10 protein-coding genes are annotated in these 12,174 nt (G+C 70.0%); 3 read left to right on the top strand and 7 right to left on the bottom strand.

Annotated elements, in window-relative coordinates:
* The first annotated feature begins 41 nt into the window (after positions 1–41).
* On the top strand, positions 42–1,745 hold the full coding sequence (locus tag QYM41_RS05125; RefSeq protein ID WP_368798670.1) for a tyrosine-protein kinase domain-containing protein: 1,704 nt from the start codon (positions 42–44) through the stop codon (positions 1,743–1,745).
* A 667-nt stretch (positions 1,746–2,412) separates the two neighbouring features.
* Here the strand turns inward: QYM41_RS05125 and QYM41_RS05120 are convergent.
* The 3 genes from QYM41_RS05120 to QYM41_RS05110 all read right to left on the bottom strand — a co-directional run bounded on the left by QYM41_RS05120 (position 2,413) and on the right by QYM41_RS05110 (position 4,235).
* Complete coding sequence (locus QYM41_RS05120; protein ID WP_368798669.1) at positions 2,413–2,946, bottom strand: hypothetical protein; 534 nt, start codon at positions 2,944–2,946, stop codon at positions 2,413–2,415.
* 591 nt (positions 2,947–3,537) lie between these two features.
* Positions 3,538–3,945, bottom strand: coding sequence for a VOC family protein (locus QYM41_RS05115; RefSeq protein WP_368798668.1), 408 nt, complete (start codon positions 3,943–3,945; stop codon positions 3,538–3,540).
* On the bottom strand, positions 3,942–4,235 hold the full coding sequence (locus QYM41_RS05110; protein ID WP_368798667.1) for an ArsR/SmtB family transcription factor: 294 nt from the start codon (positions 4,233–4,235) through the stop codon (positions 3,942–3,944). Before QYM41_RS05110 ends, QYM41_RS05115 begins: the two co-directional genes overlap by 4 nt.
* A 130-nt stretch (positions 4,236–4,365) precedes the next feature.
* On the opposite strand from QYM41_RS05110, the gene QYM41_RS05105 reads away from it, so the two are divergent.
* Positions 4,366–4,758, top strand: coding sequence for a helix-turn-helix domain-containing protein (locus QYM41_RS05105; RefSeq protein ID WP_368798666.1), 393 nt, complete (start codon positions 4,366–4,368; stop codon positions 4,756–4,758).
* A gap of 24 nt (positions 4,759–4,782) precedes the next feature.
* On the opposite strand, the gene QYM41_RS05100 is transcribed toward QYM41_RS05105, so the two are convergent.
* The gene (locus QYM41_RS05100; RefSeq protein WP_368798665.1) at positions 4,783–5,385 is read right to left on the bottom strand and encodes a ClpP family protease; all 603 of its coding nucleotides are present in this window, start codon (positions 5,383–5,385) and stop codon (positions 4,783–4,785) included.
* Positions 5,382–6,002 (bottom strand): ClpP family protease, encoded by a 621-nt coding sequence (locus QYM41_RS05095; RefSeq protein WP_368798664.1) that lies wholly within the window; start codon positions 6,000–6,002, stop codon positions 5,382–5,384. Before QYM41_RS05095 ends, QYM41_RS05100 begins: the two co-directional genes overlap by 4 nt.
* Before the next feature lie 196 nt (positions 6,003–6,198).
* Here QYM41_RS05095 and QYM41_RS05090 point away from each other — a divergent pair, with 196 nt between their 5' ends.
* Positions 6,199–8,613 carry an ATP-binding cassette domain-containing protein gene (locus tag QYM41_RS05090; RefSeq protein WP_368798663.1) on the top strand — a complete coding sequence of 805 codons (2,415 nt, stop codon included), beginning with the start codon at positions 6,199–6,201 and terminating at the stop codon, positions 8,611–8,613.
* 38 nt (positions 8,614–8,651) lie between these two features.
* On the opposite strand, the gene QYM41_RS05085 is transcribed toward QYM41_RS05090, so the two are convergent.
* Both QYM41_RS05085 and QYM41_RS05080 read right to left on the bottom strand, forming a co-directional pair.
* Positions 8,652–9,941, bottom strand: a complete 1,290-nt coding sequence (locus QYM41_RS05085) for a M28 family metallopeptidase (RefSeq protein ID WP_368798662.1) — start codon at positions 9,939–9,941, stop codon at positions 8,652–8,654.
* A 10-nt stretch (positions 9,942–9,951) separates the two neighbouring features.
* A complete protein-coding gene (locus QYM41_RS05080) occupies positions 9,952–12,141 on the bottom strand; it encodes a M36 family metallopeptidase (RefSeq protein ID WP_368798661.1) in 2,190 nt (729 codons plus the stop codon).
* Positions 12,142–12,174: the final 33 nt, after the last annotated feature.

Genomic DNA, 12,174 nt, shown 5'->3' with positions numbered 1-12,174 from the left:
CTACCCATTCCCCCACCCCCGAGCCGATCCCGAGGAGAACCATGGAGCACCTTGACGCAGAGCGGGAAGCCCCCGCTCTCGATGCACGGGACCTCCTCCGGCTCGTGCGCACGCACTGGCGGGCCATCACGCTGATCACCCTGCTGTGCACCTTGCTGGCGCTCGGCTGGACGCTTCTCCAGCCGAAGATCTACTCGGCCACTGCGTCGGGTCTGGTCGTCGCCACGGGTGAGCAGGATCTGGCCAGCGCACTGGCGGGCAACAACCTGGCGCAGTCCAAAGCCGTGTCCTACGAGTCGCTGGCCACCTCCCGGCCGGTCGCCGAGGCGGTGATCGACGAGCTCGACCTCGACGCCACGCCGGAGCAGATCCTGCCGCGCATCGCCACTGATGTCCCCGTGGACACCCCGGAGCTGCGCATCACCGCCGACGCCGAGGACCCGACGGAGGCGGCCGACCTGGCCAACGCCTGGGTCGTGGCACTGGCCGGTCAGGTGCAGGAGCTCGAGAGCCAGGGCGACGAGGACGCGATCAACCGCGTGGCCGTCCAGCCGCTGAGCAACGCCTCCCTGCCGCTGGCACCGTCCTCGCCGAACCTCAAGCTCAACCTGGCCCTCGGCTTCGTGGGCGGTCTCGGGCTGGGTCTGCTGTACGCCTTCGCCCGGTACAAGATGGACCGCCGCATCAAGTCGGTCGAGGAGATCCGGGACGGCTTCGGCGTCTCGGTGCTCGGTGTCATTCCGACCGACGACCGGCTGTCCGACCACCGCGCGATCGTCGAGACCGGCATCTCCGCCGGCCGAGGCCACCACGAGTTCGCCGAGGCCCTGCGCGAGCTGCGCACCAACCTCAGCTTCGTCTCCGTGGACAACCCGCCCAAGATGATCGTGGTGACCTCGTCCCTGCCGGGTGAGGGCAAGTCCTCGATCACGGCCAACCTGGCGGTGGCCATCGCCTCGACGGGGCGCAACGTCGTCGTTGTGGACGGCGACCTCCGCCGCCCCGTGATGACCGATCTGTTCGGCCTCGTGGCCGGCGTGGGCGTCACCGACGTGCTGACCGGGCAGGTGCAGGTGGAGGAGGTCCTCCAGACCTACGACGCCTTCCCGAACCTGCAGGTGCTCGGCGCCGGGAAGACCGCACCCAACCCCACGGAGCTGCTGTCCTCGAAGGCCATGCACACCATGCTCGAGACCCTCGCCGAGGACGCCCTGGTCCTGGTGGACGCTCCCCCGCTGCTGCCGGTCACCGACGCGGCGCTGCTCACGGCCTCCGCCGACGGCGCGCTCATCGTGGCCACCGCGCAGAAGACCACCACGGACGAGCTGTCCAAGGCCCTGGAGAACCTGCACCAGGTCCGCGGCAACGTCCTCGGTGTGGTGCTCAACCGGGTGCCCACCACCGGTGCGGACGCCGGTTACTACGGCTACTACGGCAAGTCCTATTACGCGAACGCGGACGAGAAGGCGGCGCCGAAGACCGGCGCGCAGCCGGTCGTCCCCGCCCCGGTCGGCAAGCACCAGCCGTGGGGCACCGAGCTGCGACCGGAGCCCGCCGCGGCCCAGCCGCCCGCCGCTCCGCGGGCCCAGCAGGAGCCCACGGCTCCGGCGGCCGAGGACGCGGCGCCTGCGCCCACGCGCCCCGAGCAGCCGGACGTCCCGGGCTCTGCCGAGCACGAGACCTTCGGGCTCGAGGCCTGGGGCCGGTCGGGCTCGTCCACCGGGTCCACGTCGACGGGGCACTGACCTCGGCCGAACTTGGCTCGGCTGTCCGCGGGGCGCCTTTCCCAATAGGAAAGGCGCCCCGCTTTTTAGCAATGACTCTTATTTGCCCGGACGCTCACGAGTCCAAAGGCACCTCCGACGAGCCGATCAGACCACCACGGCCGAGCGGCTCAAATACGGTGTGGTGGAGTCTCTTCCGCGCCCCGGATTCCTGACAGGTACGAACTCGGCGCTCGGGACGATCCCGGGACGAATCCCAGCTCAATGAGCAGTGGTTATAGGCAATGTCGTCTTCGGCCTCAAATAAGGTCCCCGTCCACCGTGCGGTCCTCGACCCACCGCGTGCCGGTCGGCTCATTTTTTATCGGCGCAAGAGGCGGGGTCACCGTTTCTATCAACATTCATAACTGGTCCCTGATCAGCCGCAGAAGAACTTCTGCCTCGTCACGGCCGCCATGATCGTCACCTGTTCAAAAGTGGGAATAGTCCCTTAAATTGAACTTTAAGAGTTTGGTCTGGGTTCGACCTCGAAAGAGCCGTCGCTGGGAAAGGCAGGTGGGAGTACGTGTTGATCTGTCGACGCGGCACGTAGCACGTTTGAACTTTGGATCAGCACCTGCTGGACCGATCTCTCGATCGGTCCAGCAGGTGCTGATCCATGAATATGCGACATTAACTACTGGGTCGTTTAGGCGAGAGAATCCAGCTCTGCGCAAATATCGCGCTCCTGACCCCTAAAGCTGACGAATTCGAACACCTCGTCCGCGCTGACGGTGTACACCAGGCGGCCCTTGTAGTGCTTGGCGCTCGGGTCGCCCTCGTCGCCAGAAGTGAGGATTAGTCCGTTGAACCCGGTCGCGTAGGCAGTGTAAGAGCCGTCGGAGTTGAACTCGCGTCGAGTGACAGACCCCGGGGTCTTAACCGTGATGGTGTCATCCGCGGTTGGGGTCGTTTCGTTGGTGTAGACAATCGTCCTACCACGGCCAGCTTGAATTTCGCGCACTTTGTTGCCCTTTTTGTCGAAGAACTCCCGAATCTCAGGAGCGTCTCCGACGAATTCAACTCCCAGAGAGAATCCCTGGGCTTCGCACGCATCTTTCGGTGGTAGCACGAAAGTGGGGGCGGCGTAGGCGGGTGTCATGCCCATCAATGTCGCCCCGCCCAGCAGAGTTGCCGTCGCAGCCACACTGATTCCCCGAGCCACTTTCATTCTTGCGTGCATGGTTCCCCCTTAGTTGCTCCCGTGCTGGTGACGGGACTGGTGCATTGCCTCGCTCAGCATGAACAAATCTGCTTAACACAAGCAATGGAGCAACTCGATGGTGACAAGAACGTGATAAATACCGTCGAGTATGCATCTGAATAAGGGCGTCACAGCTATTTAACCTGTGCGAAGGTGAATATTCTGTCATCGCTATCGGCGCTTGTACTTCTCGATCCAGGCAATAAGAGGGGACGCAGTTCGTCTCCGCTGTGCCACGACTGGCGCTCCATAGCACCATCCGTTGGAGGCGCCGGAACAAGTGCACGGATACGTTATCCAGTCACGCGCCGCCTCATCGACCATCCGGACTCGCGGTGGACCAACGCGTCAGCGCACCGGCGGATTGGACACTGATCGGCGGTTCTGGTGGAACTCGACCGCGTCAACCACTCAATCCTCCCCGCGAGCTTCTGGCGTCGTTAGCGCATCAGCGGCCATGAGTCATGGCTCCATTTCGTCACGGGCTGCCGCACGTAGACACGCGACACATGACCATAATCGTGCGCGCGTGTCTGGCATGACATTGGCCATTTCCGCCAGATGCCTGTACTACTGCCCGGCCGCCTCCGGGACGTTCAGCTGGGCGATCTGGATGAGATTGCCGCAGGTGTCGTCGAGCACCGCGGTGGTGACCGGGCCCATCGCGGTCGGCTCCTGCACGAAGCGCACGCCCAGGGAGGTGAGCCGCTCGTACTCGGCCTGCACGTCCTCCACGCCGAAGCTGTTGAACGGGATGCCGTCGGCCACCAGGGCGTCCTTGAACGGGTGGACGGCCGGGTGCTCAGAGGGCTCGAGCAGCAGCTGCACCCCGTCCGGGGCCTGCGGCGAGACGACGGTCAGCCACCGGTAGGGGCCGGTCGGCACGTCGACCTTGAGCTGGAAGCCGAGCTTGTCGGTGTAGAACTCCAGGGCCTTCTGCTGGTCGTCCACGAAGACGGAGGCGTAGGTGATGATCACGGCGTGTCCTTCGGCGGGGGCGGCAGGGAGTCCATCCACTGCCGCGCGTCGGTGAGCGGGGAGGTGTCCAGGTGGTGCACCGTGGTGCGCCCCTGGACGGTGGTGGTCACCAGGCCGGCCTCGCGCAGCACGGCCAGGTGCTTGGTCACGGCCTGGCGGGTCATGGCCAGGCCGTGGTCGTTGATGAGCCGCACGGTGAGCTCGAAGAGGCTCTGGTCGTCCCGCGCGGCGAGTTCCACGAGGAGGATCCGCCGCGCGGGATGGGCCAGGGCCTGGAACACGATGTCCACGCCACCAGATTAGGCAACCTTTTGGTTGCCGGTCAAGAAGGTGCATGCTCCTCGACCTGACGCCCACGGCGTCGTCTGCTCACAGCAGAGCGGCGGCGCTCGCGGCCCGGGGCGGATCTACCATGAGCCCATGAGCAGCGTGGTCCGCCCCACATCCGTTTCGTCGCCGGCCTACCTCCCGTCGCCCGCGCCGAGGGAGCGTGCCGCGCCGCGAGCGCCCGTGGACCCGCTGTGGCGGTCCGTGCTGGGGATGTTCCTGCGCCGCCACCGCCTGGCGCAGGGGTTGACGCTGGCGCAGGTGGCCCGCGTCTCCGGGGTCTCCACGCAGTACCTCTCCGAGATCGAGCGCGGGGTGAAGGACCCCTCGTCGGAAATCATCGCCGCGGTGGTCGGTGCCCTGGGACTGAATCTCGTTGATCTCACCGAGGGGACCACCGGGGTGCTGCTCCACAGCGCCCCGGCCGCCCGTGCCGTCCGGGGCGGTCCGGTCTGCCTGGCCGGGCCGGTGGCCCTGGCCGTCTGAGCGCTCACCCCGGTCCCCCCGGTCTCACCGGGCCCGGGCCTCCCGCGGGGTCACGACCCGGTCGGCCACCCCGTAGGCCACCGCCTCCTCGGCGGTGAGCACGAGGTCCCGGTCGGTGTCCTCCCGGATCTGTTGTGCGCTGCGCCCGGTGTGCCGGGCGAGCACCTGCTCCAGCTGCTCCCGGGTGCGGGCGATCTCCTCGGCCTCGAGGATGAGGTCCGGGATGGTGCCCTGGCCCTGCGCGGCCGGCTGGTGCAGCACCACCCGGGCGTGGGGCAGCACCGAGCGCCGCCCCGGGGCGCCGGCGGCCAGCAGCACCGCGGCGGCCGAGGCCGCCTGGCCCACACAGGTGGTCTCCACGGGCGCGCCCACGTGCTGCATGGCGTCGTAGACGGCGAGCATCGCTGTGGTGGAACCGCCCGGGGAGTTGATGTAGAAGCCGATCGGCTGATCGGAGCCGTAGGAGTCCAGGTAGAGCAGCTGGGCGATCAGGACGTTGGCCACCCCGTCGTCGATCTCGGTGCCGAGGTAGACGATCCGCTCCACCAGCAGCCGGCTGAAGACGTCCATGCTGCGCTCGCCGTTCGGCGTGCGTTCGACGACGTAGGGCACGGCGTAGCTGCTCACGACCCCACCCCCGCGGCGGCCGTGGCGGCGGAGCGGGGCCGCACGTCGTCGAGCCCGGCGATGACCCGGTCCACGAAGCCGTAGGCGAGGGCCTCCTCGGCGGTGAACCAGCGGTCCCGCTGGGAGTCGGCTACGATCCGCTCGAGCGGCTGACCGGTGTGCTCGGCGATGAGCCCGAGCACGGTGTCCCGGGTGTGGCGCAGGTCCTCGGCCTGGATGGCGATGTCCACGGCCGTGCCGCCGATCCCGGCCGAGCCCTGGTGCAGCAGGATCCGGGCGTGCGGCAGGGCGCTGCGCTTGCCCGGGGTGCCGGCCGAGAGCAGGAACTGCCCGGCGCTGCAGGCCAGTCCCATGGCCAGGGTGGACACGTCGTTGGGGATGATCCGCATGACGTCCATGATCGCGAGCATGGACGGGACGGAGCCGCCCGGGGAGTTGATCCAGAGGCTGATGTCCCGCCGCGGGTCCTGGGCGGAGAGCAGCAGCAGCTGCGTGCACAGCCGGTTGCCGGTGGCCTGGTCCAGCTCGGCGCCCAGCACGATGATGCGCTGCTCCAGCAGCCGGGAGGCGAGCTCGTCGTCGATCGGGGTCCGGGGTGGTGCGGTGGTGGTGTTCATGGGCCCAGCGTGGACCCGGGCTCCCTCGCGCGGAACCCGTTTCTGCTGTGCGCGGCTCTGCCCTGAGCGGCTCCGCTGTCGGCGGCGCTGAATCCTCGAGCGGCGGGCGGACCGGACGTAAGCTCGGAACCGGTCGGATCGAACCGGGCCGCGTCGTCGGGAGTCCTGACGCAGGCGCCCCAGGGATGGAGACACGATGAGCACACCCCCGAGCCAGGACCCGCACTCCCCTGCATCGTCCTCTGCGCGGCCTTCCGCGCCGCACGTGGCCGACCGCCACGACCTGATCCGCGTCCAGGGCGCCCGCGAGAACAACCTCCGGGACATCAGCGTGGAGCTCCCCAAGCGCCGGCTCACCGTGTTCACCGGGATCTCCGGCTCCGGCAAGAGCTCCCTGGTGTTCGCCACGATCGCCGCGGAGTCGCAGCGGCTGATCAACGAGACCTACAGCACCTTCGTGCAGGGCTTCATGCCCACCCAGGCCCGACCCGACGTCGACGTCCTCGACGGCCTCACCACCGCGATCATCGTGGACCAGGAGCGGATGGGCGCCAACGCCCGCTCCACCGTGGGCACCGCCACCGACGCCGACGCGATGCTGCGGATCCTCTTCAGCCGCCTGGGGAATCCGCACATCGGCACTGCCAAGGCGTTCTCCTTCAACGTCGCCTCGATCAGTGGCGCCGGTGCCGTGACCATGGAGCGCGGCGGGAAGACCGTCAAGGAGCGGCGCAGCTTCTCCATCACCGGCGGCATGTGCCCGCGCTGCGAGGGCATGGGCCGGGTCAACGACGTCGACCTCACGGCGCTCTACGACGACTCCAAGTCCCTCAACGAGGGTGCGCTGACGATCCCCGGCTACAGCATGGAAGGGTGGTACGGCCGCATCTTCCGCGGCTGCGGCTACTTCGACCCGGACAAGCCGCTCCGCGACTACACCGACACGGAGCTGCACGACCTGCTGCATCGGGAGCCGACCAAGATCAAGGTCGACGACATCAACCTCACCTACGAGGGCCTCATCCCCCGGATCCAGAAGTCCTTCCTGTCCAAGGACGTGAACGCCCTGCAACCGCACATCCGCGCCTTCGTGGAGCGAGCCGTGACGTTCACCGCGTGCCCCGAGTGCGGCGGCACCCGGCTCAGCGCGGCGGCCCGGTCCTCCAAGATCCAGGGGATCAGCATCGCCGACGCCTGCGCGATGCAGATCAGCGACCTCGCCGCGTGGGTGCGCGCCCTGGACGAGCCGTCCGTGGCGCCGCTGCTGACCGCACTCGGCGAGACCCTCGACTCGTTCGTGGAGATCGGGCTCGGCTACCTCTCGCTGAGCCGGCCCTCGGGCACGCTCTCCGGCGGCGAGGCCCAGCGCACCAAGATGATCCGCCACCTCGGCTCCTCGCTCACCGACGTCACCTACGTCTTCGACGAGCCGACCATCGGACTGCACCCGCACGACATCCAGCGGATGAACCAGCTCCTGCTGCGCCTGCGGGACAAGGGCAACACGGTGCTGGTCGTGGAGCACAAGCCGGAGACCATCGCGATCGCCGACCACGTGGTCGACCTCGGCCCCGGCGCCGGCACCGCCGGCGGCACCGTCTGCTACGAGGGCACCGTGGCGGGGCTGCGCGCCGGTGACACCCTCACCGGGCGGCACCTTGACGACCGCGCCGCCCTGAAGGCTTCCGTGCGCACCCCCACCGGGGTGCTGGAGGTGCGCGGCGCCGACACCCACAACCTGCGGTCCGTCGACGTCGACATCCCGCTCGGCGTGCTCACGGTGCTGACCGGGGTGGCCGGCTCCGGCAAGAGCTCGCTGATCACCGGCTCGGTGCTCGGCCGGGAAGGAGTGGTCTCGATCGACCAGGGCGCCATCCGCGGCTCCCGCCGCAGCAACCCGGCCACCTACACGGGGCTGCTGGACCCGATCCGCAAGGCCTTCGCCAAGGCCAACGGGGTGAAGCCGGCGCTGTTCAGCGCCAACTCGGAGGGCGCCTGCCCGGCCTGCAACGGTGCCGGCGTCATCTACACCGATCTGGTGATGATGGCCGGGGTGGCCACCACCTGCGAGGAGTGCGAGGGCCGGCGGTTCCAGGCCGCGGTGCTCGAGTACACCCTGGGCGGGCGGAACATCGCCGACGTGCTCGCGATGCCGGTCGAGGAGGCCGAGGCGTTCTTCGGCGCCGGCGACGCGCGCACCCCGGCCGCCCACGCCATCCTGCACCGGCTCGCCGATGTGGGCCTGGGTTACCTCAGCCTCGGCCAGCCGCTCACCACGCTCTCCGGCGGCGAGCGCCAGCGACTCAAGCTGGCCACCCACCTGGGCCAGAAGGGCGGCGTCTACGTCCTCGACGAACCGACCACGGGCCTGCACCTGGCCGACGTGCAGCAGCTGCTCGGGCTGCTCGACCGGCTCGTCGACTCCGGCAAGTCGGTGATCGTGATCGAGCACCACCAGGCGGTCATGGCCCACGCGGACCGGATCATCGACCTCGGCCCCGGCGCCGGCCACGACGGCGGCCGGATCGTCTTCGAGGGGACCCCCGCCGAGCTCGTCGCCGCCCGCTCGACGCTGACGGGCGAGCACCTCGCCGCCTACGTGGGCGCCTGAGCAGCCGTCCCGCTCGCTCCGGTGGTGCCGGTCCTGGCTCAGGCCGACCCGAGGGCCTGGACGAGGTAGGCGACGTTCATCCGCAGGATCTCGAGGGCGAGGTCATGGTCGACGTGCTCCAGGGTGTCGCCGGCGGTGTGGATGCGGTCGTTGGCGCCGTCGGCCCCCTCGATCGTGAGCACGGCGGGGATGCCTGCGTCGAGGAACGGCACGTGGTCGCTGTTGAAGGGCATTAGGCTGGTCTGCACGGTCAGGCCGGTGTGCGCCTGCGCCGCGGCGGCCAGCTCCTCCAGCACGGCCTGGGACACGGTGGCGCCCTCGAGCAGCACCGTGGGCGCGGGCGTGTTCCGGGACGCGATCATGTCCATGTTGACCACCGCGTGGATGCGCTCGCGGGCCTGGTGATCCAGCTCAGCGACGTAGTGGCGGCTGCCGAACAGTCCCTGCTCCTCGCCCCCGAACAGGATCAGCCGCAGATCGCGGGCGCCGGGGTGGTCCCGTAGCGCCCGGGCGATGGCAAGCACGCCGGCGGCGCCGGACCCGTTGTCGTCCGCGCCCGGGGCCGGGGCTGCGGCGCCGTCCCTGCTGTTGATCGAGTCGAGATGCGCGGTGACGAGGACCGCGCCGCCGTCGCCGCCGTGCCCCGGCCGCTCGGCGATGAGGTTCTGCGTGCTTCCGCCGTGGAGAACCACCATCTGGGTCCGGGTCGCGAAGCCCAGGCCGCGCAGCACGCCCTCGGCCCAGTCGAGGGCGGTGCGGAACTCGGTGCTCGTCGAGTGCCGCGTCCGGAACTCGGCGAGCGTGCGCAGGTCCGCTGCGAACGCGTCCCGGGACACGGAGGCGACGAGCGGCTCCGCCGCGGCCCGCGTCTGTGTCGGTGCAGATGCCGGTGTCGGTGCCGGTGATCGCTGCTCGAACACCACGGTGTTCGCCGGCAGGGGGCGGACACCGAAGCACGGCACGTGCCGCTCGGAGGGCTCGACGAACCTCCCGGCCTCGGCGGGGTCGAGGTCGACGACGAGGAAGCGTCCCCGGTCGACCAGGACCGGGACCTCGGGATGGGCCTGTTGGAACTGCCGGCCGTTCTGGATCACCAGGTGCAGGCGGGCGGCGGGGACCTCGATCCGCTCCGCGGGGGTCCGGCCGGCGGCCGTCCGCTCCAGCTGGGCCGGCGCCCCGGTCACCAGGAGCGTGTCGCCGAGCCGCGTCCAGGCGGCGCCGGCGCCCGCGGCCGCGGCGGTCAGTGCCCGCAGTGCGTCCGGCGCCGCGGCGCGGGGCACGTCGTCGTTCCCCGGCGTCTTCCCCAGGTCGAAGCGGAGGGCCGTCATGGTGCGCCTCCTACGGCGTGCTGAAGCTCTCGACCACGCCCGCGAGCGACGTGGACGTGCTGGGCGGGGACACGGCGCCGGCGCCCAGGCCGCGCTTGGCGAAACCGCGCCACACCGCGCCGAGGTCCCCGGGGTTCAGTGCGGCGACCGCGGTGACGATGCCGTCCCGCGCGAGCGTGAAGGTCGGCATGCTGGGCGTGAGCTTGAGCCCGCCGACCACGTACTCGAGCACGCGGCGCTCGGCCTCGGCGTGGCCGTGGGCGGCGACGAGGTTGACGAACACCTCCCACAGGGCGGCGCACCAGACCTCGCCGGCGTTGTGCACCTCGCTGTTCGGCCCGCCGCCGTGCGGACGGCGCGGCGGGCCGGGCGGGAGCACCACCCCGTTGCTGATGTGCTTGAACGTCAGCGGGTTCTTGCCCAGGTCCGCGGAGTAGGGGTAGCGGCGGATGGAGAAGTAGTAGTTGTCCGTAAAGGTGGGGGTGAGGTCGGTCCACCCTCCGGCGGGGAAGGCGCCGGTGCCGAACTCGTCGGTGGCCTGGGAGGTCATGGTGATCGCGAAGAAATCGCCCCAGCCCTCGCCCATCGCCCGGCCCTGCTGGTTGGCCAGCCCAGTGGCGTTGCCGACGAGACGATTGGTGATGTAGTGCCCGAGCTCGTGGTAGGTGATCAGCGCGTCGAAGTTGCTGGTGCGGGACGGCAGCGGGGCGACGCCGCGGAACTCGTACATCTGCATCCGCGGGCTGGCGCCGTCGGCCGGGGTCTGCATGTTGGCGTTGTCGGTGCCGCTGAAGTCGTTGCCCTCGGCCAGGATCGGGTCCCCGCCGAGGCCCGCCCCCGTGAGGTTCACCTGCTGGGCGTTGCCGGCCGCCTCGTCGAAGCCCGCCTCGTACCAGCGGTCGTGCAACCAGTTCACGTGGAAGAACATCCCGACGAGACTGGCCTGCAGATTGGTGGGGTCGCTCGCGGGCCGGGCGTGGTCGTAGGCGTGGTCGAAGGTGCGCGCCCTGGTGGCCCGGCCGTCCACGTCACCGGAGCTGCTCCCGTCCGGGGCCCGGACGTCCGCGTAGGCGATGCAGTTGTTGCCGCGGGTGGTCGAGGCGCCCTCGGGCAGCCACGGGGCGCCCGGGAGCAGGCTCTCGAGCGTGACCAGCCGGTCGGGGATGGTGGGAGCCTGGAACCCGTCCGGGCGCCCGGTCGGGTGCGGCGAGCCGGGCGCCGGCCCGTCCTCAGGGCGGAACAGGGCGTCCCCCGTGTTGAACACCCGGTAGGTGAAGGCGGCGTCCGCCCGCAGGTTCTTCCGGAACAGCACCTCCGGCTCCCCGAGCGCGTCGATCACGTAGCTGAACGCCGGGAAGCCCTCGATCCACAGCTCCAGGTAGTAGCCGGGGGTGAACTGCTCCTCCCCCAGCGGGAACAGCACGTCCTTCACCCGGACCTCCCGCTCGAACGCCGGCCGCCCGGCGCCGGCCAGTTCGGTGCCAGCCGATTCGGTGTCGGTCGGCTCGGCGCCGGCCGGTTCGGTGAAGCGGTAGAACCGGTAGCCGCCACCGGCGGTGTCGCCGGTCTCAGTACCCCCGGCGTCCTCGGCGCTCGCCGCGCTCGCCGTGCTCGTCCCGGTGAAGGCCGTGGCGGGGTACTCGACCCCGGTCAGGTCGAACGCCGCCACCGCGATCGCCTCCTCCGCCGTGGTGACGCCGGTGGTGGTGCTGGCCGCGCGGGCACCGGCCGCCTGCGCGGCGCCGGGAAAGAACTGGCCGGCCACGGACATCACGTCGCCGTCCGGTCCGATGGCCGCCGTCGCCTCGGAGTTGAAGACCTCCAGGCCGTCGGCCCGCTGCACGAGCTGCACCGTGCGCAGCCCCCGTCCGCTCACCGACACGATGGTGACGCCCTGCGCGTCCGCCTCGGACAGCCGCCACAGGTCGCCGTGCTCGGTGACGAAGCGCTGGACGGTCTCCTCCGGCGATGCGCCCGCCTCCCCCGACAGCCCGGCGGCCGGGGCCCGCCGTGCGATGCGGTTCGGCAGCGCGGTCGCCTGGTCGTAGTCCACCTCCAGGTCGCCGAGCTGCGCGTCCATTCGGAGGTGGCCCGGCGACCCAGGAGCCGGAGCAGCCGGCGGCGCGGTGCCGCGGGCGTTACGGACGCCGGCGTCGTACAGCGCGTGGAAGTCCTCGGGGAGTGCTCGGTCAGCGGCCATCAGGAACTCCTCGCGAACGATCGGTGCAGCACC

Origin of the sequence: Kocuria oxytropis (assembly GCF_040981195.1) — a bacterium.
Classification (GTDB): Bacteria; Actinomycetota; Actinomycetes; order Actinomycetales; family Micrococcaceae; genus Kocuria; species Kocuria oxytropis.
This window is presented reverse-complemented; position numbering and strand designations above follow the sequence as displayed.

Bases quoted from the DNA above. Each gene is read 5' to 3' on its own strand.
- QYM41_RS05120 (WP_368798669.1), bottom strand. From the start codon at position 2,946: ATGCACGCAAGAATGAAAGTGGCTCGGGGAATCAGTGTGGCTGCGACG.
- QYM41_RS05090 (WP_368798663.1), top strand. From the start codon at position 6,199: ATGAGCACACCCCCGAGCCAGGACCCGCACTCCCCTGCATCGTCCTCT.
- QYM41_RS05085 (WP_368798662.1), bottom strand. From the start codon at position 9,941: ATGACGGCCCTCCGCTTCGACCTGGGGAAGACGCCGGGGAACGACGAC.
- QYM41_RS05125 (WP_368798670.1), top strand. From the start codon at position 42: ATGGAGCACCTTGACGCAGAGCGGGAAGCCCCCGCTCTCGATGCACGG.
- QYM41_RS05080 (WP_368798661.1), bottom strand. From the start codon at position 12,141: ATGGCCGCTGACCGAGCACTCCCCGAGGACTTCCACGCGCTGTACGAC.
- QYM41_RS05095 (WP_368798664.1), bottom strand. From the start codon at position 6,002: ATGAACACCACCACCGCACCACCCCGGACCCCGATCGACGACGAGCTC.
- QYM41_RS05105 (WP_368798666.1), top strand. From the start codon at position 4,366: ATGAGCAGCGTGGTCCGCCCCACATCCGTTTCGTCGCCGGCCTACCTC.